Source organism: Profundibacterium mesophilum KAUST100406-0324, assembly GCF_009835145.1.
In the GTDB taxonomy this organism is placed as follows: domain Bacteria; phylum Pseudomonadota; class Alphaproteobacteria; order Rhodobacterales; family Rhodobacteraceae; genus Profundibacterium; species Profundibacterium mesophilum.
In genome coordinates this window covers 252,900-276,536 of the sequence record NZ_APKE01000014.1, presented here as the reverse complement: position 1 = coordinate 276,536, position 23,637 = coordinate 252,900, and the positions used below count along the sequence as shown (strand labels likewise).

The 23,637-nt window shown below is 68.2% G+C and carries 24 protein-coding genes; 10 read left to right on the top strand and 14 right to left on the bottom strand.

Annotated features, from left to right (window positions below; all coding sequences use genetic code 11):
- Nucleotides 1-41: 41 nt before the first annotated feature.
- Nucleotides 42-1,214, bottom strand: coding sequence for a thiolase family protein (locus tag PMES_RS06355; RefSeq protein WP_159964673.1), 1,173 nt, complete (start codon nucleotides 1,212-1,214; stop codon nucleotides 42-44).
- Between the two features lie 87 nt (nucleotides 1,215-1,301).
- On the opposite strand from PMES_RS06355, the gene PMES_RS06350 reads away from it, so the two are divergent.
- The 4 genes from PMES_RS06350 to PMES_RS06335 all read left to right on the top strand — a co-directional run bounded on the left by PMES_RS06350 (nucleotide 1,302) and on the right by PMES_RS06335 (nucleotide 4,445).
- Nucleotides 1,302-1,661: an STAS domain-containing protein gene (locus PMES_RS06350; protein WP_159964672.1), complete on the top strand. Its 360-nt coding sequence runs from the start codon at nucleotides 1,302-1,304 to the stop codon at nucleotides 1,659-1,661.
- On the top strand, nucleotides 1,651-2,172 hold the full coding sequence (locus PMES_RS06345) for an ATP-binding protein (protein WP_159964671.1): 522 nt from the start codon (nucleotides 1,651-1,653) through the stop codon (nucleotides 2,170-2,172). Before PMES_RS06350 ends, PMES_RS06345 begins: the two co-directional genes overlap by 11 nt.
- 246 nt (nucleotides 2,173-2,418) lie before the next feature.
- Complete coding sequence (locus tag PMES_RS06340; protein ID WP_159964670.1) at nucleotides 2,419-3,996, top strand: gamma-glutamyltransferase family protein; 1,578 nt, start codon at nucleotides 2,419-2,421, stop codon at nucleotides 3,994-3,996.
- Nucleotides 3,997-4,037: 41 nt separating this feature from the next.
- A complete protein-coding gene (locus PMES_RS06335) occupies nucleotides 4,038-4,445 on the top strand; it encodes a rhodanese-like domain-containing protein (RefSeq protein ID WP_159964669.1) in 408 nt (135 codons plus the stop codon).
- Here PMES_RS06335 and hspQ read toward each other — a convergent pair whose 3' ends face one another.
- Nucleotides 4,446-4,772 (bottom strand): heat shock protein HspQ, encoded by a 327-nt coding sequence (gene hspQ / locus PMES_RS06330; protein WP_159964668.1) that lies wholly within the window; start codon nucleotides 4,770-4,772, stop codon nucleotides 4,446-4,448.
- 87 nt (nucleotides 4,773-4,859) lie between these two features.
- On the opposite strand from hspQ, the gene PMES_RS06325 reads away from it, so the two are divergent.
- Together PMES_RS06325 and PMES_RS06320 are read left to right on the top strand one after the other, a co-directional pair.
- Nucleotides 4,860-5,741 (top strand): AEC family transporter, encoded by an 882-nt coding sequence (locus PMES_RS06325; RefSeq protein ID WP_159964667.1) that lies wholly within the window; start codon nucleotides 4,860-4,862, stop codon nucleotides 5,739-5,741.
- A gap of 79 nt (nucleotides 5,742-5,820) precedes the next feature.
- Nucleotides 5,821-6,408: a transglycosylase SLT domain-containing protein gene (locus PMES_RS06320; protein ID WP_159964666.1), complete on the top strand. Its 588-nt coding sequence runs from the start codon at nucleotides 5,821-5,823 to the stop codon at nucleotides 6,406-6,408.
- Nucleotides 6,409-6,467: 59 nt separating this feature from the next.
- Here PMES_RS06320 and PMES_RS06315 read toward each other — a convergent pair whose 3' ends face one another.
- From PMES_RS06315 to PMES_RS06300, 4 genes are all read right to left on the bottom strand, one after another.
- Nucleotides 6,468-7,082, bottom strand: coding sequence for a LolA family protein (locus PMES_RS06315; protein WP_159964665.1), 615 nt, complete (start codon nucleotides 7,080-7,082; stop codon nucleotides 6,468-6,470).
- Between the two features lie 170 nt (nucleotides 7,083-7,252).
- Nucleotides 7,253-10,432 (bottom strand): DNA translocase FtsK, encoded by a 3,180-nt coding sequence (locus PMES_RS06310; RefSeq protein ID WP_159964664.1) that lies wholly within the window; start codon nucleotides 10,430-10,432, stop codon nucleotides 7,253-7,255.
- A 15-nt stretch (nucleotides 10,433-10,447) separates the two neighbouring features.
- Nucleotides 10,448-11,629, bottom strand: a complete 1,182-nt coding sequence (locus PMES_RS06305; protein ID WP_159964663.1) for an aminotransferase class I/II-fold pyridoxal phosphate-dependent enzyme — start codon at nucleotides 11,627-11,629, stop codon at nucleotides 10,448-10,450.
- 116 nt (nucleotides 11,630-11,745) lie between these two features.
- On the bottom strand, nucleotides 11,746-13,113 hold the full coding sequence (locus tag PMES_RS06300) for an amidase (protein WP_159964662.1): 1,368 nt from the start codon (nucleotides 13,111-13,113) through the stop codon (nucleotides 11,746-11,748).
- Nucleotides 13,114-13,168: 55 nt separating this feature from the next.
- Between PMES_RS06300 and PMES_RS06295 the strand changes: the two genes are divergently transcribed.
- Entirely contained in the window at nucleotides 13,169-14,434 is a 1,266-nt protein-coding gene (locus PMES_RS06295) for a UbiH/UbiF/VisC/COQ6 family ubiquinone biosynthesis hydroxylase (protein ID WP_159964661.1), read from the top strand.
- A gap of 15 nt (nucleotides 14,435-14,449) precedes the next feature.
- Here the strand turns inward: PMES_RS06295 and PMES_RS06290 are convergent, their stop codons facing one another.
- From PMES_RS06290 to PMES_RS06270, 5 genes are all read right to left on the bottom strand, one after another.
- A complete protein-coding gene (locus PMES_RS06290; protein ID WP_159964660.1) occupies nucleotides 14,450-14,629 on the bottom strand; it encodes a Trm112 family protein in 180 nt (59 codons plus the stop codon).
- A complete protein-coding gene (locus PMES_RS06285) occupies nucleotides 14,626-15,270 on the bottom strand; it encodes an LON peptidase substrate-binding domain-containing protein (protein ID WP_159964659.1) in 645 nt (214 codons plus the stop codon). Before PMES_RS06285 ends, PMES_RS06290 begins: the two co-directional genes overlap by 4 nt.
- A 26-nt stretch (nucleotides 15,271-15,296) precedes the next feature.
- Complete coding sequence (gene trxA, locus PMES_RS06280) at nucleotides 15,297-16,220, bottom strand: thioredoxin (protein WP_159964658.1); 924 nt, start codon at nucleotides 16,218-16,220, stop codon at nucleotides 15,297-15,299.
- Between the two features lie 79 nt (nucleotides 16,221-16,299).
- On the bottom strand, nucleotides 16,300-17,088 hold the full coding sequence (locus PMES_RS06275; RefSeq protein ID WP_159964657.1) for an exodeoxyribonuclease III: 789 nt from the start codon (nucleotides 17,086-17,088) through the stop codon (nucleotides 16,300-16,302).
- 229 nt (nucleotides 17,089-17,317) lie between these two features.
- A complete protein-coding gene (locus PMES_RS06270) occupies nucleotides 17,318-18,004 on the bottom strand; it encodes a response regulator transcription factor (protein WP_159964656.1) in 687 nt (228 codons plus the stop codon).
- Nucleotides 18,005-18,146: 142 nt separating this feature from the next.
- Here PMES_RS06270 and ribA point away from each other — a divergent pair, with 142 nt between their 5' ends.
- Together ribA and PMES_RS06260 are read left to right on the top strand one after the other, a co-directional pair.
- Nucleotides 18,147-19,238 (top strand): GTP cyclohydrolase II, encoded by a 1,092-nt coding sequence (ribA, locus tag PMES_RS06265; protein WP_159964655.1) that lies wholly within the window; start codon nucleotides 18,147-18,149, stop codon nucleotides 19,236-19,238.
- The gene (locus tag PMES_RS06260; RefSeq protein WP_236549715.1) at nucleotides 19,235-19,738 is read left to right on the top strand and encodes a L,D-transpeptidase family protein; all 504 of its coding nucleotides are present in this window, start codon (nucleotides 19,235-19,237) and stop codon (nucleotides 19,736-19,738) included. Before ribA ends, PMES_RS06260 begins: the two co-directional genes overlap by 4 nt.
- Here PMES_RS06260 and PMES_RS06255 read toward each other — a convergent pair.
- Entirely contained in the window at nucleotides 19,735-20,388 is a 654-nt protein-coding gene (locus PMES_RS06255; RefSeq protein ID WP_159964654.1) for a YggS family pyridoxal phosphate-dependent enzyme, read from the bottom strand. The two genes, PMES_RS06260 and PMES_RS06255, sit on opposite strands and share 4 nt — an antisense overlap.
- Before the next feature lie 99 nt (nucleotides 20,389-20,487).
- Nucleotides 20,488-21,465 carry a porin gene (locus tag PMES_RS06250; protein ID WP_159964653.1) on the bottom strand — a complete coding sequence of 326 codons (978 nt, stop codon included), beginning with the start codon at nucleotides 21,463-21,465 and terminating at the stop codon, nucleotides 20,488-20,490.
- A 248-nt stretch (nucleotides 21,466-21,713) separates the two neighbouring features.
- Here PMES_RS06250 and PMES_RS06245 point away from each other — a divergent pair, with 248 nt between their 5' ends.
- Entirely contained in the window at nucleotides 21,714-22,226 is a 513-nt protein-coding gene (locus PMES_RS06245; RefSeq protein WP_236549714.1) for a DUF3576 domain-containing protein, read from the top strand.
- An 86-nt stretch (nucleotides 22,227-22,312) separates the two neighbouring features.
- Here the strand turns inward: PMES_RS06245 and PMES_RS06240 are convergent, their stop codons facing one another.
- Entirely contained in the window at nucleotides 22,313-23,557 is a 1,245-nt protein-coding gene (locus PMES_RS06240) for a glycosyltransferase (RefSeq protein ID WP_159964652.1), read from the bottom strand.
- Between the last annotated feature and the right edge of the window lie 80 nt (nucleotides 23,558-23,637).

Below are 23,637 nucleotides of genomic sequence, written 5' to 3'. Positions count from 1 at the left end.
CCCGTTCGCGAGCCCCCTAGGTAGCGCGCCGGGCGGCGAGCTCAATCCCTCTCGATCGCAATCGCCGTTCCCTCGCCGCCGCCGATGCAGATCGCCGCGATCCCGCGTCTCAGGTCGCGCGTCTCCAGGGCGTGCAGCAGGGTGGTGATGATCCGCGCGCCCGACGCCCCGATCGGATGGCCCAGCGCGCAGGCGCCACCATTCACGTTCACCCTCTCATGCGGCACATCCAGCTCGTGCATGAAGGCCATCGGGACGACGGCGAAGGCCTCGTTCACCTCCCACAGATCCACATCCTCGACCCGCCAGCCGAGCCGGCCCAGCAGCTTGCGCGCCGCCGGCACCGGCGCGGTGGTGAAGAGGCCGGGCGCCTGTGCGTGGGTGGCATGGCCCAGCACCCTGGCGCGCACCGGAAGGCCCAGCCGCGCCGCCGCGCCGCCCGATGCCATCAGCAGCGCCGCCGCCCCGTCGGAGATCGACGAGCTGTTGGCCGCCGTGACAGTGCCGCCCTCGCGGAAGGCGGGGCGCAGCTGCGGGATTTTCTCGGGGCGCGCCGCGGCCGGCTGCTCGTCGGCTTCGATCACCACGCTTCCCGCGCGGCGCTCGATGCGCAAGGGGGCGATTTCGGCGGTGAAAACGCCGCTTTCCTGCGCGGCGCGGGCCCGTTCGAGCGATCCCAGCGCATAAGCGTCCTGCGCCTCGCGCGTGAACTGGAACCGCTCGGCGCAATCCTCGGCGAAGGTGCCCATCAGGCGCCCCTTGTCATAGGCATCCTCGAGCCCGTCGAGAAACATATGGTCGATCACCGCCCCATGGCCGAGCCGGGCGCCGCCGCGCATCTTCGGCAGGATGTAGGGCGCGCGCGACATGCTCTCCATGCCGCCGGCGATCATCACCTCGGCGCCGCCAAGGGCGATCTGGTCATGGGCGATCATCGCGGCCTTCATCCCCGAGCCACACATCTTGTTGAGGGTGCTTGCCGGAACCTCCTCGCCGAGCCCGGCCGCGAAACCGGCCTGCCGTGCGGGGGCCTGGCCCTGCCCCGCCGGCAGGACGCATCCCATCAGCACCTCATCTATGGCCGGACGGCCGCAATCCTCTAGAACCGCGGCGATCGCCGCCCCTCCCAGGCCGGATGCCTCCATCTCCGAAAGGGCACCCTGGAAGCCGCCCATCGGGGTGCGCCGCGCCCCGCAAATCACCACCTGCTCCATTTTCCGTTCCTCCCCGCCGCGACATTTAACCAGCTCGTAAGCGACTTGCCTTATTTCTGAACCTCGGAGCAGCCGAGGACAAGCATGATGGACGTGACCACCCGGACCCAGGGCACCATGATGATCGCCAGCGTGAACGCTGCCCGCATCGACGCGGCGGCGGCGGTGCAGTTTCGCGACGTGATGCAGGCGGCGACCGCCGATGCGCCATCCCGCGTGGTGCTCGACCTCGCGCAGGTCACCTTCCTCGACAGCAGCGGCCTCGGGGCCGTGATCGGCACGATGAAACGGATCGCACCCGACCGCAGGCTCGAGCTGGCCGCCCTCAACCCGGCCGTGGCGAAGGTCTTCCGCCTCACATGCCTCGATACCATCTTCGTCATCCACGAAAGCGCTGATGCCGCCCTGGCCTCCGAAGTGCCGGACGGGCGCGCCCATGCGTGCTGACCCTCCCCTGCCGGCGGCGGGCCGTCTCGCCGGCGACTGGCATGCGATGGTGCAGCCGGAGCTGCGCCTGGTCTTCTCGGCCTCGCTTCTGAGCGTGCGTGCCGCGCTGGGCCGCTCCCTCGCAGGGCTGGAGCCGTTGTGCCTGTCGCACGATGACGCAAGTTCGGTCGAACTCGTCCTGGCAGAGGTCCTGACCAATATCGTCAAACATGCCTATCGCGGCGATCCCGGCGGCGTCATCGACCTGCGCATTCGCCACGGCCCCGACGGCACCGGCGAGGCGCTCTTGTGCGAGGTGCGCGATTACGGGCGGACCTTTCCCCGAAGCTGCCTTCCGGGCGGCCAGAAACGCGACCCCGATGCGGAACCCATCCTGTGCCCCGAAGGGGGATATGGCTGGTTCCTAATCAGAAGCCTCGCGAACGATCTGAGCTATGTGCGTACCGGTGGCTGCAATTGCCTCAGATTTCGCATGATGCTCCTACGTTGCAGGGACGGATTGCCCGCCTGACCCTCAGCGCAGCGCTCTCCTGCCGCGCAGGATCCTGTCGCGGCACTCACTTGGCCTAGCCCTGCCCCGTGCATGCACGGGGCGGCCCGCGATGCTCGACGGCGCGGCGGCCCATGCCTGCGGCGGCGCTGCGCGGGCCATTCCCCCCGATCCCTTCCGCGGCTCTGGCCGCCATCCCCAGAAACCTGTTGCATGGTCGATCTGCCCGCCTAGTGTCGGCTCTGACATGAAAGCGGAGCCATCGACATGCCACGCGACTTCCAGCTTCCCGGCCGCTCGGCCGTCTTTGCCGAGAATGGCATGTGCGCGACCTCGCACCCCCTGGCCGCGAAGGTGGCGGTGCAGATGCTCGAGGCGGGGGGAAACGCGGTCGATGCCGCCATCGCGGGCGCGGTGCTTCTGGGGATCTGCGAGCCGCAGATGACCGGGCTCGGCGGTGACTGCTTCGTGCTTCTCACCCCGCCCGGAGAGGACCGGATCGTCGCGCTGAACGGATCGGGGCGCGGTCCGGCCGCGCTCGACCCCGACGCATTGCGCACGCAAGGCCACACGGTCATGCCACTGCGCGAGGCGGCATCCGTCACAGTGCCCGGCGCGGTCGACGCCTTCTGCCGGCTTTCGGAGGATTGGGGCCGGATGGGGCTTGCCAGCGCGCTCGCGCCGGCCGTCCATTACGCCCGTGCCGGCGTTCCGGTCGCACCGCGCACCGCGTTCGACTGGGCCATGCACCGGGACGCGCTCGGCGGCGAGGCGAAACGCCGATATCTGCTGGACGGCGCGCCGCCCCGGGCGGGACAGATGTTCCGCGCGCCGATGACCGCGGAACTGCTGACGCTCATCGCGACCGAGGGGCGCGCCGGCTTCTATGAAGGTGCGGCGGCGGAGGATATGGTCGCCTGCCTGCGCGCCGCCGGCGGCAGCCACACGCTCGAGGATTTCGCCGCGACGCAGAGCACCTACGAGAACCCGATCGCCGGGAATTACGGCCCCTACGAGCTTGTCGAGCATCCGCCCAACGGCCAGGGCGCGGCGGCCATCCTCCTGGCGAACATCCTGTCGCATTTCGACATCGCCTCGCTCGATCCCGTCGGGGCCGAGCGCGCGCATCTCGAGGCGGAGGCGACGAAGCTCGCCTATGACGCGCGCAACCGCTTCATCGCCGATGGCGGCACGCGTCTCGATCACCTTCTGAGCCCGCACACCGCCGGCGCCCTTGCCGCGCTGATCGATCCCGGCCGCGCCATGAGCGCCCCGGCGCAGCTCTCCGAGCAGGTTCACCGCGACACCGTCTACATCACCGTGGTGGACAGGGACCGCATGGCGGTTTCCTTGATCTACTCGATCTTCCACCCCTTCGGCTCCGGTATCGCCTCCGAACGCTTCGGGGTCCTGATGCACAATCGCGGCGCAGGCTTTTCGCTCGAAGCCGGCCATCCGAACGAGGCGGGGGGCGGCAAGCGTCCGATGCACACGATCATTCCGGCCATGCTGCGCCGAAAGGGCAGGCTTCTCGCGCCGTTCGGAGTGATGGGCGGCGCCTACCAGGCGACGGGTCATGCCCGTTTCGTCAGCAATCTCGCCGATTTCGGCATGACGCCGCAGGATGCCATCGACATGCCGCGCTGCTTCTTCGATGCCGGCGAGTTGCGCGTCGAGCGTGGATACAGCGATGCCGTGCGGGCCGATCTTGCCGGGCGCGGTCACACGGTCACCGTGAGCCCCTCCCCGATCGGCGGCGCCCAGGCCATTCGCATCGACCCCGATAGCGGCATTCTCGAGGGGGCATCCGATCCGCGCAAGGACGGCTGCGCGCTTGGATACTGACATGAACGCAAGACGCCGCCCCACTCCGGAGACCCAGGATCATGCCGATAACCCCCGTCAGCACCCTCGTGGCCGATGCCAAGGCCGCGATCACCAGCCTGAGCGCCGCCGAGGTTCGGGCCCGCCTGGACGCGGCCGACATGCTTCTGGTCGATATCAGGGACCGGCGCGAGATCGACCGGGAGGGCCGGATTCCGGGTGCCTTCCACGCGCCGCGCGGCATGCTGGAATTCTGGGTCGACCCGCAGAGCCCTTACCACAAGCCGATCCTGGCACGGCCCGTGCAGATCGTCCTTTACTGCGCAAGCTCGTGGCGCTCGGCGCTCGCGGCGCGCGACCTGCAGGCGATGGGGCTTGGGAACGTGGCGGAACTCGAGGGCGGGTTCACGGCCTGGAAGGCCACGGGCGGCCCTATCGAGGCGACCGGGACGGTCGCGCCCGAGGCATGATCAGTTCAGCTGGACCTGCAGCGGGTAGGCGCCATCGGTCAGGTCTCCGAAGAGATCCGGAAGGTCGGGATGATCCACCGGCTCGCCGGAATAATCGGCCACCAGGTTCTGCTCCGAGACATAGGCGACGTAGTAGCTCTGCTCGTTCTCGGCGAGCAGATGATAGAAGGGCTGATCCTTCGACGGCCGGCTGTCCTCGGGGATCGCGTCATACCACTCGTCGGTATTTGCGAACATGGCATCCACGTCGAAGACCACCCCTCTGAAGGGATGTTTCCGATGCCTCACGATCTGGCCCAGATGATATCTCGCGCGCGATTTCAACATGGCTTAATCCTTTTCCGCGGCTTCTTTTCTAGCCGTTCCATGCATGTATTGTCCATGCAGATCGCCAGCTTTTAAAGGAAACAGTCTGTGAACCTCCTCCTCAAGGTCGCCGAAGTCGTCGCCCCTGTCTTCCTCCTCGCGGCGATCGGCTACATCTGGGTGAAGCTCGGGCACGAATACCGCATCCAGTTCGTCACCCGCATCGCGATGACCCTTTCGGTGCCCTGCCTGATCTTCGTCGCACTCATGCAGACGGAGATCACGCCCGCCGCCCTGACCACCGTCACCCTCGCGACGGTGGTGACCTACGCGGCCGTGACCGCGGCGATGCTGGCACTGGTGCTGCTCTTCAAGCTCGAGATCCGGACCTACCTGGCTCCCCTGATCTATGGCAATACCGGCAATCTGGGACTTCCACTCGCCCTCTTTGCCTTCGGCGATGACGGGCTGGGTTATGCCGTGGTGATTTTCGCGATCATGGGCATCTATTCCTTCACCGCTGGCATATGGCTGGTTTCCGGGGGCGGCTCGATCACCAAGGTATTCCGCGAGCCGATGGTGAGCGCGACGCTGTTGGGCGGGCTTTTCCTGTGGCAGGGCTGGCAGACACCGCGCTTCATGACCAACACGCTCGAGCTGATCGGGCAGATGGCGATTCCCCTCATGCTGATCACGCTGGGCGTGGCGGTGGCCCGGCTGAGCCCGGCGCGGCTGAGCCAGGCCGCGATCCTCTCGGCGATCAAGGTCGCACTGTGCACCGCCATCGCCTGGGGCGTGGGGCGCTGGTTCGACCTGCCCCCCGTGGCCTTCGCCGTTCTGGTGCTGCAGATCGCGACGCCCGTCGCGGTCACGAGCTACCTTCTGGCCGAGAAATATGGCGCCGATGCCGATGCCGTCGCGGGACTGGTCGTCGTCTCGACCCTGCTCTCGGTCGCCGCGCTTCCGCTCATCTTGGCAATTGTGATGTGAACCGGCGGGATTTGCGTTTCCACCCGGCCGCGATCTTCGATATTCTTGCTGGCAAAACCCAAGAAAAAGCGAGAGGCAGATGAGCAGACCCCTTCGCGCCCTGATCCTTCTCATGCTCGTCGCAAGCTGCGGCGGAAATGGAAATTACGCGGCGCCCCGAGACCTCAACAACGCATGTTCGATCGTCGACGAGCGTCCCAAGTATCTCAAGGCGATGCGCCGGTCGGAACGTCGCTGGGGCATTCCCGTCTCGGTCCAGATGGCCACGATTCACCAGGAATCGAAGTTCATTGGCAATGCGCGCACGCCCCTGCGCTACACGCTCGGGGTCATCCCGATGGGGCGGCAAAGCTCGGCCTACGGCTATAGCCAGGCGCTCGACGGCACCTGGGACGAGTACAAGGTTGCCACCAACAACCGCCGCGCCAAGCGCGACGATATCGACGACGCCACCGATTTCATGGGCTGGTACATGCACCAGACGAACCAGCGGCTCGGCATCGCGAAATACGATGCGCACAACCAGTATCTCGCCTATCACGAAGGGCGCGGCGGCTTCGCGCGCGGCAGCTACAACGCCAAGCCCTGGCTGCTGCGGGTGGCGGGCCGCGTGCAGTCGCGGGCGCTGCGCTATGATTCGCAACTGCGGGCCTGCGGGCGCGCCTGAGCCTTGGCCCCGCGGGCGGGGGCGGCGCGCCGATGGCCGCCCCCGCCCGCAAGGCGCCGTCAGCCGCCCCGGCGCTGTATCTCGCCAGTAATGTTGAAGAGCCGAGAGGGCGGCGTGCCGGTCCGGCGCAGATCGCCCAGGATGACCGTCGTCTGGCTTCCCGATCCGTCCGTCACGACCCATTGACGCAGCTGCACCGGATTGCCGGTGAAGACGAGGTCGATCTTGCCGTTCTCGGGCCGTTCGGGGTCCTGCGCGACGACGATCGTCTTGGCACCGTCCTGGCGATGCCCGACCACCATGCCCCGCCGCCCCAGATCGACATTGCGCTCGAGGATGAGGTTGAGCGGCGTCTGCGACAGCGGATACTGCTCGGGACGCTTGCTGTTCGAGCGGGCGTCGAAGATCGCCACCTGCCCGCCGCCGGCCATGACCAGCGTCTCCTCGGGCGGGTTGTAATCGAAGCGCATCCGCCCCGGCCGCTGGATCACGAGCGTTCCGGTCGCGATCGTCCCGTCATTGTTGATCTGGGTGAAGTCGGACTGCGCCGTCTGCAGGCCGTTGAAATAGGACGAGATCTCCGAGAGGGACAAGGGAGCGGCGGCGGCCGGTCCGCCGATGACGGCGGCAATGGCGGCGGCACCGGCCGTGGCGAGGAAATGTCTGCGGTTCATGTGGCGGTCCTTGTGCAAGGGGCGTCGTGGTGATGACGCTGATATAAGGCTCCATGACCCGCCATGCCACCGAGGGGCAATATCAGCGGCATGTTATCGCGCGACGGGCCCAATGAAAAAAGGGCCCCGCACCGGCGGGACCCTTCTGGCGGGCGGGAATGGCGCGCCGCTCACTGCGGCTCCGGCACCAGGATCTCGCGCTTGCCGACATGGTTGGCCGAGCTGACCACGCCCTCATCCTCCATCTGCTCGACCAGCCGGGCGGCCTTGTTGTAACCGATGGCCAGCTTGCGCTGGATGTAGGAGGTCGAGCATTTGCGGTCCTTGATCGCGATCGCCACCGCCTGGTCATAGAGCGCATCGTCGCCCGTCGCGCCCTCGCCGCCGCCAAGGCCGAGCACCGCGTCGATATCGCTGCTCTTGTCGTCATCGGGGCCCTCGACCACGCCGGACATGTAATCGGGCGGCCCGAACTGCTTGAGGTAGGTGACGATCTCCTCGACCTCCTCATCCGAACAGAAGGGTCCGTGCACGCGCGTGATCTTGGAGCCGCCGGCCATGTAGAGCATGTCGCCCATGCCCAGAAGCTGCTCGGCGCCCTGCTCGCCCAGGATGGTGCGGCTGTCGATCTTGGATGTGACCTGGAAGGAGATCCGGGTGGGGAAGTTGGCCTTGATGGTGCCGGTGATGACATCGACCGAGGGGCGCTGCGTCGCCATGATGAGGTGGATGCCGGAGGCACGCGCCATCTGCGCGAGGCGCTGGATGCAGGCCTCGATCTCCTTGCCGGCAACCATCATCAGGTCGGCCATCTCGTCGACGATGACCACGATGAAGGGCAGCACCTCGGGCTTGATCTGCTCGGTCTCGAATACCGGCTCCCCGGTCTCGTCGTCGAAGCCGGTCTGCACCGTGCGGCTGAACATCTCGTCCTTGGCCAGCGCCTCGCGCACCCGGCCGTTGTAACCCTCGATGTTGCGCACGCCCATCTTCGACATCTTGCGGTAGCGGTCTTCCATCTCGCCCACGACCCATTTCAGCGCGACGACCGCCTTCTTGGGATCGGTGACGACCGGGGAGAGCAGATGCGGGATGCCGTCATAGACCGACAGCTCCAGCATCTTGGGGTCGATCATGATGAGGCGGCATTCCTCGGGACTGAGCTTGTAGAGAAGGCTCAGGATCATCGTGTTGATGGCGACGGACTTGCCCGAGCCGGTGGTGCCCGCGATCAGCAGGTGGGGCATCTTGGCAAGGTTCGCGACGACCGGATCGCCGCCGATATCCTTGCCCAGCGCCAGGGGCAGCTGCATCGTGCTGTCCCCGAAATCCTGCGCCGCGAGCACTTCGCGCAGCACGCACATCTCGCGCTTCTCGTTGGGCAGCTCGATCCCGATGACCGAGCGGCCCGGAACGGTGGATACACGCGCCGAGAGCGCCGACATCGAGCGGGCGATATCGTCGGCCAGCCCGATCACGCGGCTCGCCTTGAGGCCCGGCGCGGGTTCCAGCTCGTACATGGTGACGACGGGGCCGGGCCGGACGCTGACGATCTCGCCCTTCACGCCGTAATCGTCGAGCACCGCCTCGAGCATCCTTGCATTCTCCTCGAGCGCCTCGTCGCTCAGGTGCAGCCGCTCGATCGTGCTGGGATTGGTCAGAAGCTCGAGGGGCGGGGAGACGTAATCGGCCTCGGGCCGCTCCAGATCGCGCATCCGCGCGGTATCGTCGGCCGTGGCGGCCGGCGGGGCGACGGTCGGGGCAACGGGCTTGCGCACCGGCTTCTGAACCACGGTGCGGGACAGCTCGCGGCTGCTGTTGAAGCTCGGGGAGGCCGGCGCCGCGGAGGGCGTGACCAGCTCGGGCTCGGGCAGCGATCCGTCGCTCCCCTGCGCGTCCACGTCCATGTCCATGGCCTCGCGGGCCGCGCCGCCATCTTCCCACAGATCGTCCGCGGGATCCCGGTCCTCCTCTGCCGCGCCGCCGAAGAGCGGGCCGACATGTTCGGCCTGGCGGGGGGCGAATTGCACCCCCGGCTGCCGGACATCGTCCTGGCGGGGCGCCGCCATCGTCCGCGCCGCGATCTCGGCCGATTCCGGGTCGGCCGGCGCATCCTGCGTGCGGCCGAGGGGCATGTCGGCACGCAGCGGCGGCACCTGCGCCTTGGTCAGGATCATCGGGGCCGGGCCGCGCGGGTGGCGCCGGGCCACGGGCGGCTCGGTGCGCTGACCGGCCGCGCCGGCGGTCAGGATCGGCGCGGCGCGCATGCGGGCGCGGATCACGTCTGCGATCTTGGCCTTGATCCGGTCGCTGCCGTCATCGGCGTCGATCTCGCCGTCATCTTCGAGCGGCTCGTCCAGCGACAGTTCGGACCCAGACGCGCTGCGCCGGGCGAGCAGTCTCCCCAGGAAACCCGGGCGGCGCTTCGGCGGGTGCCCCGATGCATCGCCCCGTGCCGGCTCGATATGGAACCCGTCATCGCCGGTATCGAACGGATCGAAATCATCCTCCGGTGCCGGCGGCACGGCACCGCGTCCGCGCGATATCTCGCGCCGGCTTCGCGATGCGCCGTCGAAGAGGCGCTCGTCGTCATCGCCGTGGCGGGACTGCTGCGCACGCGCCGAGCGGCGTGCCTCGCGGCGCGACTGTCCTGCACGCAAGGCGCCCCCTGCCCCCGTCGCGAGGCCACGCGCCAATCCGTGACCGCCGCGCCCGAGGAGGTTCATGACCGCGAGATAGCTCAGCAGGACGCCGCGCAGCAGCCAGCGCCCGAAGCGCCGCATGTCGCCGCTCGAAAAGCCGAAGACGAAGAGCCCCATGGTCAGGGCCGCCGCCGCCGTCACCAGCGCCATCGTCTTGAGCCCCGTGGCCGCGCTCAGCGGCACCAGCCCCAGTATGGCGCCCAGCACCGTGTCCCCGAAGAGCCCGCCGAGCCCGAAGGAATGGGTCCAGCCCGCGCCGGGCACATGCGTCGAGGCGTAGACCGAGAGCAGCGCGATCCCCATCGGGGCGAAGATGATGCGGCCCGCCGCGCGCTCCTCGCCATTGTGGATGAGGAACCGCGCGCCCCAGACCAGGAGCGTCGCCGCGATCCCCCAGGCGCCGTAGCCGACGATGACGAAAAGGGGCGAGGCGATCGAGGCGCCCAGTCGGCCCAGCAGGTTGCGCGCGGGCTCGGCCGAGGCGCTCATCCATCCGGTGTCGTCGGGCACGTAGGATCCCAGCATCAGCGCGCAGGCCACCCCGAGGCCGATCAGCGTGATACCGAGCAGCTCCTTGCCACGGCGTTCCAGCGCGGCTTGGGTCTTGCTGTCGAAGAGCGGATCGCGCCCCCGGGTCTGGTATGCCATGCTAGATCGTCCTCATCATCTGTAGAGACAGTCGCGCAGCCGGATCAGCCCGCCCTGCAATTCCTCCTCGGGCGCGACGAGCGCCACCCGCACGTAACCCGCGCCGGGATTGTGCCCGTCCACCTCGCGCGACAGGTAGGCGCCCGGCAGGACCCGCACCCCCGTCTCGCGCCAGAGCCGCAGCGCGGCCTCCTCGCCATCCTTCACCGGGAGCCACAGGAAGAAGCCCCCCTCGGGCGCCCCTGCCCCGTCGATCCCGGCGAAAATCGCCTCGGCCATGTCGAACTTGCGCGCGTAGAGGGCGCGGTTGTGCAGCACGTGATCCTCGTCCGACCAGGCCCGTTCCGCGACGCGTTGCAGCGGCAGGGGAAGGGGCGCGCCGGCATAGGCGCGAAGCTGGCGCAGCCGGGCCATGGATTGCGGCCCGGCGGCGACGAAGCCGGACCGCAATCCCGGAAGGTTCGAGCGCTTGGAGAGCGAATGGAAGGCGATCACCCGCTCGGGATCGGCGCCCTCCCGGCTTGCGATCTCGAGCACGCCCGGCGGCGCAGTGCCGCGATAGATCTCCGAGTAGCATTCGTCGGCGAAGATGCGGAAATCATGTCTTTCGGCGAGGCGCAGCAGCTCGGCCCAGTAATCCGGGGAGGCCACCGCCCCTTGCGGGTTCGCCGGCGAGCACAGGAAGGCGATCTCCGTCCGGTCGAGCAGCTCGGGCGGCAGGCCCGCGTAATCAGGCAGGAAACCGGTCTCGGCGGTGGCGGGCACATAGACCGGCTCGGCGCCGGCGGTCAGCGCCGCCACGGCATAGACCTGGTAGAAAGGGTTGGGCGTGAGCACCACCGGGCGCGCCGTGCCCGAGGGCTCGGGACAGAGCGCCAGCGCCGCGTTGAACAGGCCCTCGCGCGTGCCGTTCAGCGCCATGAGGCGGGTCTGCGCGTCGAGCGTGACGCCGTAGCGGCGCTCGATCCAGCCGGCGATCGCCTCCAGCAGCTCGGCGCTGCCCTCGTTGGGAGGGTAGCGGCCGAATTCACCGCAATGGGTGGCAAGCACGTCGGGCACCCAGGCCGGGGCCGGGTGTTTTGGCTCGCCGATGCTCATGTGAACCACGTCCCCGCCGGGCGGGTGCGAATCGAGCAGATTGCGCAGACGCGGAAACGCATAAGCCGGCAGGTTGGAATACCGCTCAGGAAACCGCATGAATTGCCTCAAGAATTGGGATCGTAACGTCCCATTTGCCGCAAGGATAGACCATGGCTCACGGCGGGGTCCAGCACTGATGGCAGCCTCCCCCCCCGCGCCGGCGCTTGTGGCTTTTAGGTTCGGCGGCGTGCCGGGTTCAGAATCGCCTCGATCCGTGCGGCCGTGCCCAGAAGGGCCGGCTCGCACCCGCCTGGCATCTGCAGCAGCAGGCCGCAGGAGGGATGACCGGCCGGCACCGTGACCCCGGCGAGATCGAGCAGGCTGCCGATGCGCGTGTTGCGCAGCGTCATCAGGTTCGCCCAGCCGTAGTAATCCGAATCCTCCGTCAGCCGCTCGATCAAGGGTGGCAGGATGGGCACCGTCGGCAAGAGCGCCCCGTCGAACGCCGCGGTCCGCTCGCGGTACATCACCCGAAGCGCGTCCATGCGGTGCCAGGCGGCGACGTAATCGGCCGCTCCGATCCCCGCACCGCCCCGGAAACGCAGCAGGATCTGATCGAACATCGCGTCCGGATTGGCCTCGATCGTCTCGCGCCAGATCCCGTAGGCCTCCGGCGCGAAGAGGGTCGTGGCAAGCTCGAGCGCTTCCGAAACCTCGGGCAGGGCCTGCGGCTCGATCCGCGCGCCGGCATCGCGCAGCCGTGCACAGGCCGCATCGAAGGCGGCCTCGGCACCGCGCGAGAGCGCCTCGAGCGCGCGCTCGGGGATCACGAAGCGGCAGCCATCGAGCGCTCCTTCCCCCGAGGCGGCCTGCGGAAGATCGGCGCATCCCTGCGGCAGCCGCGCCCCGAGAGCGGTATAGACGAGGGCGGCATCCTCGACCGTTCGGGCAAGCGGTCCGACCGTGTCGAAGCGCGGACAGAGCGGCACCGCGCCGCGCAGGGACAGCGCGCCATGCCCCGGACGCAGCCCCACCAGGTCGTTCCAGGCCGCCGGCACCCTGACCGATCCCGCGGTATCCGACCCGATCGCCGCCGCCGCGAGCCCGAAGGCCACCGAGGCCGCGGCGCCCGAGGAGGAGCCGCCCGCCACCGCGCGCGGATCATGCACGCAGACGGGGGTGCCCATCACCGGGTTGAGGCCCAGTCCCGAGAAGGCCAGCTCGCTCATGTTGGTCTTGCCAAGGCAGACGAGCCCCGCCTCGGTGGCGTTGCGCAGCACCTGCGCGTCCTCGTCCGGCACCCTGCCCTTCAGAAGCGCGCTGCCGGCCTCCGTGACGGTTCCGGCCGTGTCGAAGAGATCCTTCCAGGAGACGGGCACCCCGTCGAGGCGCGAGCGGCGCTGCCCCGCCCGTGCGCGTCCGGCGGCAGCGGCGGCCTCCTGCCGGGCACGCTCGGGCGTGACGCGGGCATAGATCTGCCGGCTGCGCGGATGACCGTCGATTGCCTCGAGAAACGTCTCGGTGAGGGCGACGGGGTCGATCTCGCCCGCCGCGATCCCGTCCCCGAGACGTGCCGCCGTCATCCACCGCCAGTCATTCATGCCATACCCCCCGGTCCGCATCCCGTTCGCGCCCAGCCTAGACGGGCCGGTGCACATGGACAATGCGCCCCGGCGCACCATAGTGAGGGGCATGGAACATCGCGTCATCATCGCCGGCGGCGGCCTCGGGGGCATGACCCTCGCCCTGGCGCTCGCCTCCGCGGGCATCGCCAGCATCCTGGTCGATCCCGCGCCCGCCACCGCGTCCGGAAACGCATCCGGCCGCGCGCCCTTCGACGGGCGCAGCTACGCGCTCTCGGCCGCGTCGGTCAACCTGCTGCGGGCATTGTCTCTGTGGGAGGGGCTTGCCGAAACCGCGCAGCCGATCCTGCAGATCAAGGTCAGCGACGGGCGCGCCGGCGAAGGGCCCTCGCCCTTCGTGATGGAATTCGATCATGCCGAGCTCGAGGAAGGGCCGATGGGCCACATGGTCGAAGACCGCCATCTGCGCCCCGCCCTCGAAGCCGCGCTCGCCCGCATGCCGCTGTGCAGCCGCGTCGAGGACAGCGTCACAGGCCAGCGCGCACTCGGTGACGGCATCGAGGTCGGGCTGGCCGGCGGCGCGCGGCTCCGGGCTGCGCTTCTCGTGGGCAGCGACGGACGCCAAAGCCCCACCGGGCGGCGCGCGGGGATCACGCGCCTCGTCCGCGACTACGGTCAGGGCGCGCTCGTCACCTCGGTCGAACACGCCCGCCCGCATGAGGGAATCGCGCATCAGTTCTTCACCCCCGAGGGACCGCTCGCGATCCTCCCGCTGCGCGGCAACCGCAGCTCGATCGTCTGGACCGAGCGCGCGGCCCGCGCCGAGACCCTGATGGCGGCGGATGACGCGCAATACCTGGCGGCGCTCGAACCGCGCTTCGGTGATTTCCTGGGCGGGATCTCCCTTGCGGGCGCGCGCTTCGGCTATCCGCTCGGCATGTCCCTGGCACGCAGTTTCGTAGCCCCGCGCGTGGCGCTCCTGGGCGACGCGGCCCATGCCGTCCACCCGATCGCGGGACAGGGCCTCAATGCAGGGCTCAAGGATGTCGCGGCCCTCGCGCAGGTGCTGCGCGATGCGGCACGGCGCGGCGAGGATATCGGCCGCGCCGACGTTCTGGATCGCTACCAGCAATGGCGGCGCTTCGACGCGACTGCCCTGGCGCTGGCGACGGACGGCTTCAACCGCCTCTTCTCGAACGACAACGCGTTCCTGCGCCTCGGGCGCGATCTGGGGATGGGGATCGTCGGCGCGGTGCCGGCGCTGCGCCGGGGCGCGATGCGCGAGGCGGCGGGCCTGACCGGGGCGCGGCCGCTGCTGCTGCGCGGTCTGCCGCTCTAGGGCACCGCGGCCCGCTCAGTCGAGCTTGCGCGCCTCGTCGATCAGCATCACCGGGATGCCGCCGCGGATCGGATAGGCCAGATGCGCCGCCTTCGATACCAGCTCCTGGCGCTCCGCGTCATAGCTCAGCGGCGCGCGGGTCTGCGGGCAGACCAGCGCCTCGAGCATCTTGCGGTCATGGGTTATGTCGCTCATTGCAATCTCTCGTCGTTACCGCCGCCGTGCAGCGAGAATTCGAGCAAGGTGACCAGCGTCTCCCTGCGGTTCGCCAGGGTCGGCGCCTCGAGAAGTGCCTGCTTGTCCTCCGCGTCAAAGGGACAAAGCATCGAGAGCGAGTTGATCAGCAACTCGTCATCGGCATCGCTGAGGCTTTCCCAGTCGGTCTTGAGATCCTCGGCATCGAAGTAGCGTCCCAGCAAGGCAAGGAAACGGTCCCGGTCGAAACCCGTATCGCGCTCGCTCGCTCCCAGATCGCGCTCGAACCCGTCCCAGGACACGGCGCATTTGATGTAGGGCGTGAAGCCGTCCACCTCCTGCACCTTGCGAAAGCGCGACACGCCCGAAAGGGTCACCATGTAGCGTCCGTCCTCGGTTTCCGAGAAGGCCGTCAGGCGACCGGCGCAACCGATGGCATGCAGCCGCATGTCGCAACCCTCCGGCACCTCGCGGGGCTGGATCATCCCGATCAGGCGATGCGGTGTCTTCATGCAATCCTCGATCATCGCGAGATAGCGCGGCTCGAAGATATGCAGCGGAAGCCGCGCCCGGGGAAGCAAAAGCGCCCCCGGAAGCGGAAAGACCGGGATGGTCTCGGCGAGGTTGGATTGCTTGAACATGTCTTGAAGCTAGGACGGCGGCGGGTTCAGGCAAATATCATCGAGGACAGCTTGCGCCGTCCGGCAAGGGCCACGGGGTCTTGCGGTTTCAAGGCATCGAAAATCTTGAAGAGCTGGGTCTTGGCCGCCCCCTCGTTCCAGTCGCGGTCGCGCCGGAACAGCTCCAGCAGCTCGTCGACCGCACCTTGCAGATCGCCGGAGGCGTGAAGCGCGGTGGCCAGGTCGAAGCGGGCCTGGTGATCCTCGGGAGAGGCCTCCACCTGCGCGCGCAGATCGGCCACGGGGCCCGCGCCGGCCGCTTGCCTCGCAAGCTCGAGCTGGGCGGCCGCGGCCTCCAGCTCGGGCGTATGGGAAATTTCCGCATCAGCGCCATTGAGGATCGCCTCGGCCTGTTCCAGATCGCCGAGCGCGATATGCGAACGCACGAGCCCGCCATAGGCAGCGGCATTCTTGGGATCCTCGCCGAGGATCGCGGCGAAGGTCTGCGCCGCGTCGACGGCGGCCCCTTCGGAAAGCATCGTCTCGGCGGCCTCGATCGCCTCGGCAAGCCCGTCATCGGCACCCGCGGCTCCGCCGCCCTGCGCCGCGACACGCTCGACGAATGCCTTGATCTCGGAGCCCTGCACGGCGCCCTGGAAGCCGTCGATCGGCTGCCCCTGATAGAAGGCATAGACGGTGGGGATCGACTGGATGCGCAGCTGCGCCGCGATCTGCTGCGCCTCGTCCACGTTGATCTTCACCATCTTGACCGCGCCGCCCGCCGCGCGCACCGCATCCTCGAGCATCGGGCCCAGGGTCTTGCACGGACCGCACCACGGCGCCCAGAAATCCACGATGACCGGAACGCTCTGGCTCGCTTCGACGACGTCCTTCAAGAACCCCGCTTCCGTGCCATCGATGATCAGATCGCCCTGCGCCGCCGCACCCGTCTTCTGCCCAAGTTCCAGCATGTTCCCGCTCCGAATGTTTCCCGTGATTTCAGAGTAGATGGCGCATCACCCCAGTGGTTGCAAGGTCCGCCCCGCCCGCTCAGAGATCGAAACTGGCCAGGACCGGCGCATGATCGGAGGGTTTCTCCCACCCCCTGACATGGCGCAGGATCCGGCTCGAATGCGCCGCGCCCGAGATGTCAGGCGTCGCCCAGAGGTGATCGAGCCGGCGGCCCTTGTCGGCCGCGTCCCAATCTCTCGCCCTGTAGGACCACCACGAGTAGAGCTTGCCGTCGGGAATGTCCTGCCGTGTGATGTCGACCCAGGAGCCTGCCTCGCGCATCTCCTCCAGATGCGCCACTTCCACGGGGGTATGGCTGACGATCTTGAGAAGCTGCTTGTGCGACCAGACATCCTCCTCGCCCGGAGCGATGTTCAGATCGCCGACGAGGATCGCCTTCTCGGGCGGCATGCAGCGGAAGGCATCGCGCATGTCCGTCAGGTAATCGAGCTTCTGTCCGAACTTCTCGTTCACCGCGCGGTCCGGCACGTCGCCCCCCGCGGGGACATAGAAATTGTGCACCGTAACCCCGTTCTCGAGGCGGCCCGCAACGTGGCGCGCATGGCCAAGACCCGCATGATCCTCGGCCCCCGCCTCCTCGATCGGCAGCTTCGACAGGATGGCGACGCCGTTATAGCCCTTCTGTCCGCGCGCGATCATATGCGTGTAGCCCAGGGCCGCGAAGGCATCACGCGGGATCTTCTCGACGGGCGATTTGCATTCCTGCAGGCACAGGATGTCGGGCACCTCCTCGCGCAGGAGCCGTTCGACGAGGGGCGCGCGCAGGCGCACCGAGTTGATGTTCCAGGTCGCGATGGTGAAAGGCATTGCGGGCTCCCGTATCAAGAAGGGTTCGGGCCGGACCCGAATGCTGCGGTCCCGAGGGTGGGGGCCGCGGGCCTTCTATGCCCCTCATGGGGTGCAAGGCGCAAGCCGGCGCCCCGCGGTCCGCGCCGCAGGTCCCGAACGGCAAAAAAAGACCCGGCGCAGGGGCCGGGTCAGTCCAACAGGGAACATATGCGCCTATGACCGGACGCATGCGGGGGTTCTCTTCACATCAGGCGACGAGCCGGTAGCCGCCGCTTTCAGTCAGAAGCAAACGCGCGTTGGAGGGATCTGGTTCAATCTTTTGTCGCAGACGGTAGATATGCGTCTCGAGCGTGTGGGTCGTGACCCCGGCATTGTAGCCCCAGACCTCGTGCAGCAGCACGTCGCGCGCCACCACGCCCTCGGGAGCGCGGTAGAGGAACTTGAGGATGTTCGTCTCCTTCTCCGTCAGCCTGATCTTGCGGTCATCCTCGGTCATCAGCATCTTCTGAGCGGGCTTGAACGTATAGGGGCCAAGCTGGAAGATCGCGTCCTCGGACTGCTCGTGCTGGCGCAGCTGGGCACGGATACGCGCCAGCAGGACGGGGAACTTGAACGGCTTGGTGATATAGTCGTTCGCACCGGCGTCGAGGCCGAGGATCGTGTCCGAATCGCTGTCATGCCCGGTCAGCATCAGCACCGGGCATTTCACGCCCTGCCGCCGCATCAGGCGGCACAGCTCGCGCCCATCCGTGTCGGGAAGTCCCACATCGAGGATGACGAGATCGAAGAGCGCCCCCTTGACCCGTTCCATCGCATCGACGCCGGTCTCCGCCTCGAAGACATCGAAATCCTCGGTCATCACGAGCTGCTCGCTCAGCGCCTCGCGCAGGTCGTCATCGTCGTCGACGAGGAGAATCTTCTTCACGTTGCTCATCTGGCCTACCACTTCTCCGGTTTCCGGATAGACTTGAGAGCCGGGGGCGCGGCTGGCAAGTTTTGCAACGGAAAGTCACGCGCTCGTGTGGCGATGGCCGGATTTGTTTCACATTCCGCCGCCCCCGCATTATCTGGTGGGCATGAGCCAGCGCCATCCCTTCGCCCCAGCACCCGTCGAGATCATGGCGCGTGCGCGCTCCGATCTGCGGATGGGGCTGCCGATCGTGCTGAGCCGGGGGGGCCGGCTGATGCTGGCCGCCGGCGCCGAGGTGATCGGGCCCGAGCGGCTCGCGGCCTTCGTCTCCGGGGGCGATGCCGCCCTCGCGATCACGCATCGGCGGGCGCAGACGTTGAAGGTCGCCGCCTATGACGGCGATCTGGCGCGGCTTGCCCTGCCGCTCGACGCGACGCCGGGATGGCTGAACGCGATCGTCGATCCCGCGGGTGATCTGGTGCATCCCCTCAAGGGCCCATTCAAGGCCCTGCGCGGCGGCGACGCGACCCTCGCCCGCGACGCCATCGCCCTTGCCAAATCGGCGAGGCTGCTTCCCGCGGCGGTGCTGCGCCCCGTCGATACGGCGCCGGAGGGCCTGACCCGGCTCGAGCTCGGCCGCGAAGGCGGGCTCTTCGATCCGGATGCCGCAAGCCCGCTTCACGAGGTCGTCTCGGCGCGCCTGCCGATGGCGGCGGCGCGTGCCGGACGCCTGCGCATCTTCCGGCCGGAGGATGGCGGCGACGAGCATTACGCCGTCGAGATCGGAACGCCGCAGCGCGATGCGCCGGTCCTTGCCCGGCTGCATTCGGCCTGTTTCACCGGCGACATCCTGGGCTCCCTGAAATGCGATTGCGGCCCGCAGCTCGCCGGCGCTCTTGCGCAGATGGAGGAGCGCGGATCGGGCGTGCTGCTCTATCTCAACCAGGAGGGGCGCGGCATCGGCCTTGCCAACAAGATGCGCGCCTATGCGCTTCAGGATCAGGGCTTCGACACGGTCGAGGCCAATCACCGGCTCGGCTTCGAGGATGACGAGCGCGATTTCCGCATCGGCGCGGCGATCCTGGGGGCGATGGGCTTCTCGCAGGTGCGCCTGCTGACCAACAATCCCGCCAAGGTCGACATGCTCTCGGCCTGCGGGCTCGATGTGATCGAGCGTGTGCCGCTCTGGGTCGGGCGCAATCCGCTCAATGCCGGCTATCTCGATACCAAGGCGGCCAAGTCGGGGCATCTGTCGTGATCCGCCCGGTTCTCGAACTCGACGCCTCGGGGCTGCGGGTGCTCGGACGGCGCGTTCCGTGCAGCATCGGACGCGGCGGCGTGGTCGCGGCCTCGAACAAGGCCGAGGGCGACGGCGCCACGCCGGCCGGATCGCACCGGATCGCGGGCCTGCTCTACAGGGCGGACCGGATGGCCGCCCCCGCCCCCTGGGCGCGCGCCATCGGACCGCGGGACCTGTGGTCGGACGCGCCCGGCGATCCCGCCTATAACAGCATGGTCACCGCGCCCTACGCCCCCTCGCACGAACGGCTGCGCCGGGCCGACGGGCTCTATGACATCGTGATGGTCGTCGACTGGAACATGGACCCAGCCATTCCGGGCGCGGGCTCGGCCATTTTCGTCCATGCCTGGCGCCGGCCGGGTTATCCCACCGAGGGCTGCATCGCGGTGGCGCCCGCCATGCTGAGGCGGATGGTGCCGCTCTGTCCTCCGGGCACCCTCCTGCGGGTGCGCGGCTAGCCGGGCTCGCGCTCGCCGAAGATCGCCGAGCCGACCCGCACATGGGTCGCTCCCGCCGCCACGGCCGCCTCGAAATCACCGCTCATGCCCATCGATAGCCCCGACAGGTCATTGCGCTCGGCGATCGCGGCCAGCATTCGGAAATGTTCGTCGGCGGGCGCGTCGATCGGCGGGATGCACATCAGGCCGATCACCGGAAGGTCGAGCTGCCGGCATCGCGCGACGAAGGCATCGGCCTCCCCGGGCATGATGCCGGCCTTCTGCGGCTCCTTGCCGGTATTGACCTGAACGAAGAGATCGGGGCAGCGTCCGTGCTCCTGCGCCAGCCTGGCCAGGGCATCGGCCAGTTTCGGACGGTCAAGCGTGTGCATCGCATCGAAGAGTTCGAAAGCCTGCCTGGCCTTGTTGCTCTGGAGGGGTCCGAGCAGGTGCAGCTCGAGATCACGCAGCTCTGCGGCGCGCGCCTGCCAGTGGCGCCCGGCCTCCTGCACCCGGTTCTCGCCGAAAACCCGGTGCCCCTGCCCCAGGACCGCGTCGATGCGCGCATCCGGCTGCACCTTGCTGACCGCGATCAGGGTCACGCTGTGCTCGGGGCGCCCGGCGGCACGCTCGGCGGCGCGCAGGCGCGCGGTGACATCGGCAAGCGACATGATCCGATCCTTTCGATGCGGTGGCATCCCGGTTGCATGGGTGCCAAACGAAAAGAGCGGGCACAAGGCCCGCTCTTCCCAGATCGATCCGGTAATGGATCAGAAGGACATCGCCACGCCGAGCGAGTAACGGTCGGTGTCGACGCCGTCACGGTCGCTGTTGCCGTAGCCGGCCTGCAGCTGGGCGCCGCCGCCGAGGTCGTAGTTGCCGATCAGGCCGAAGCCCTCGTTCTCGGAACCGTCGACGCGCTCGAAGATGCCGTAGTTGGCAGCAACGGTGATCGCACCGGCGCTGTAGCCGACGGCGAGACCGGTGTGGTGGTCGTTGCCGTTGACGCCATCGAGATCGGAGTAGTTCAGGATCGCCTTGATGCCGTTATCCATGCCGGCGGTGACGCTGACACCGACGATGTCGGCTTCGTCGCGCGTCTGGTAGCCGAGGCCGAAGCCCAGGTTCATCGTGCCGAACTCGCCGGAATACTTGGCGCCGAGGCCGAAGACATCGTCGTCGTCGTTGTCGTTCTCGTCGTTCATCTCGGCCGAAGCGGCAAAGGCGAAGTCGCCGAAGGAGTAGTCGTAACGAGCGATCTGGCCGTCGAAGGTGCCGTCGAGGCCGGCGTTGCCGTTGTAGCCGGCATGCTCGTGGTCGTCGTTGATCGCGGAGCCGATGATGGCTTCGGCGAGGGCCCAGTCGAACGCACCGTCGGTGTCGCCCATGGTCAGGGTGCCGAAGGCGCCGGAGACGAAGATGGTCTCACCGCCCTGGGTGGTGTTGTCGAACGCGGGCGAGCCGCCGACTTCGATGTCTTCGGTGGTGCCGTTCTGGTTGTTGATCGGAACACCGGCGATCGTGCGGTCGGCATCCGACTCGTCCAGATCGATCGACGCGCCGAAGGTCAGGCCGGTGTCGGTCGTGCCGGACATCGAGAACGTGACGTCGATATCGGTGTGGAACTGATCTTCGAAGCCGTCACCACCGACGATACCCATTTCAGCCGAACCCGACAGGTCGACGTCAGCCATCGCGAAGCTGGTGGAAGCAACGAGCGCCGTGGTTGCGAAGAGAACCTTTTTCATGTTTTCCCTCATGATTTTTAAAGCCGGCCCCAAGAGGCAACGTTCCCCCCAGGCACAATCGGGGAGTGCGCCTTTTGCCGTTTCAATTCAAGCTTGGCCAAGAACGCCCATGATTTTGCCACATAAGCTGGTGCAGCCATGTCACAGTGAGCTTTTGCCCCCCCCCTGTATGGCCGGGGGAACTGCCCGCTTGCCGGGTCTGGGTGCTTGGGATACCACTTGGGCGCAAATCACGGGGGCATTGGGCGATGGGTATGAACGGCGCGGCGCGGATCAGGGCGGGACTATTGCTTGCGGGCGGCGCGGTGGCCCTGACGGCCTGTGCGGGCCTGAACTTCCGCGACGATCCGGCCGATATCAACTTGAGCGAGACGCAACGGCGCCAGCTCGAGAGCACCCCGCGCGGTGCCGATCGCCGGCAGACGGTCTGGGACCTGTTCGGCAACAACGACAACCCCGATACCCGGATCGAGGTGAACAAATATATCTGGGTCGCGGCGCAGGACGTGCTCGACTTCCTGCCCATCACTGCCGCCGACCCCTTCTCGGGCGTGTTCACGACCGGCTACGGGACCCCTCCGGGCGGGCGGCAGGCTTACCGCGCGACCGTCTATGTCCAGGATCCCGCGCTCGACGCGCGCTCGCTCAACGTCGCCCTGCTGACCGCAAGCGGTCCGGCCAGCGCCGACACGGTGCGCGCCATCGAGGATGCGATTCTCACCCGCGCCCGCCAGCTGCGCCTGCGCGACGCCCGCCTCTAGACACCCGCCTCTGGACGCCCGCGCTCGCCACCGTCGACCGGCCAGGCCCCACCGCACCCCGGCCCGCGCCCGGCCGGGCGCGGCGCTCAGCCCCGGGGCGTCATGAGCCCGTCCAGGTAGGAGAGCTGCGCGGGCAGGCAGATCGCCTCGAGATCGTAGCGCGCAATGGTGTCGGCGCGGGCGGCGGCGCCGAGCCGGGCGCGCTGCGCCGCGTCCTCGCCGAGCTCGCAAATCAGCTCGGTCATCCGCGCCCCATCGAAGAAATCGAACAGCCGGCCCGTGCGTCCCTCCTCGATCGCCTCGGCGACCGGCGGCGTGCCCGAGGCGACCACCGCACAGCCGACGCTCATCGCCTCGAGCAGGCTCCAGCTGAGCACGAACGGATAGGTCAGGTAGACATGCACCCGCGAGACCTGGAGCATCGACGTGAAATCGGCGCGCGAGAGGCGACCTGCGAAATGCACCCGGCCCCAGTCCTCGGGGCGCATCCGGTCCGCGATCTGCGCCGTCAATGCCGCCCGCCACGTCCCGCCGCCCTCGGGCGCGCGACCGTAGCTCACCCCGTCCTCCCCCACGATCAGGACCTGCGCGCCAGGCCGCCGGCGCAGCAGCTCCGGCAGGGCGCGCATGAAGACGTGGAAGCCGCGATAGGGTTCGAGATTGCGGTTGACGAAGGTGATGAGCTCATCGTCCCGGCTCCATGAACCGAGGCCCTCGATCTGCAGCCGCGCGGCGGGATCGGGCCGCAACGCGCCGGTGTCGATGCCGTCATGGATGACCTCGATCTTGCGCTGCAGCTCTGGCGGGAAGGTCCCGGCCTGCCAATGGGTGGGCGAGATGCCGCCATCGGCCTGCTCGAGCTGCATGTTCATCGCCATGTTCTTGAACGTCATCCGGTGGGCCGCGCCGAATTCGCGCCGCCCCGAGAATTCGGGATCGAAGCCGACATCGGCTCCTTCGGCGCGGTAGTGGAACTCGCAGAAAAGCGCGATGCGCGCCCGCGGCCACAGATCGCGCAGGAACAGCGCCTCGCCCCAGCCCGGATGCGCCACGATGAGGTCGGGCATCATCCCGCGCGCCTTGAGCGCCTCGGCCGCGCGCAGCACCGAGGTGCCGCGATGCACCGCGGCATTGAGCGTCTGCATCCAGGGATGCAGGCTCTGGGGCCCCGGATCAGGATGCGCGTAGGGCAGCACCTCCACCCCCTGCCACCGCGTCGGGGCGCGCACCCGCGAGGTCAGCGCATGGACCCTATCGCCGCGCGCGGCCATGGCGGGGGCGAGATGGGCGAACTGCCCCGGGAAGTTCTGGTGCAGGAACAGGACATTCATGACGCGTCGTCGTCTCCTTTCGCGCGGGCGGCCGGTGCGGGCTGAAGGCGCGCGGCCGCTGGTGCCGCGCCCGGCGCGGG